The sequence below is a fragment of the Altererythrobacter chaiwopuensis genome (genome assembly GCF_054957755.1).
Genome location: NZ_JBTXJG010000026.1, coordinates 1 through 264, shown reverse-complemented (window position 1 = coordinate 264; position 264 = coordinate 1). Strand labels below are relative to the sequence as shown.

1 protein-coding gene is annotated in these 264 nt (G+C 68.9%); it reads right to left on the bottom strand.

The window, feature by feature from the left end; all coding sequences use genetic code 11:
* Window positions 1–264, bottom strand: a 264-nt coding sequence (locus ACX2DJ_RS13045) for a Mur ligase domain-containing protein (RefSeq protein WP_462573172.1), incomplete at both ends; no start/stop codon positions are given.

Sequence of the window (264 nt, the reverse complement as noted above, 5' to 3'; positions counted from 1 at the left end):
CCAGGATCCGGGCGAGCATCGAGGTCGTCGTGGTCTTGCCATGCGTGCCGGCCACCGCCAGCACGTGGCGGCCCTGCAGCACATGCTCGGCCAGCCACTGCGGGCCCGAGACGTAGGGCAGACCGGCATCCAGGATGGCCTCCATCAGCGGAAAGCGCTCGCCGCGGGTGACGACGTTGCCGATGACGAAGACGTCGGGCTTGAGTGCCAGTTGCTCCGCCCCGAAGCCGGTGATGAGCTCGATGCCGAGGGCTTCGAGCTGCG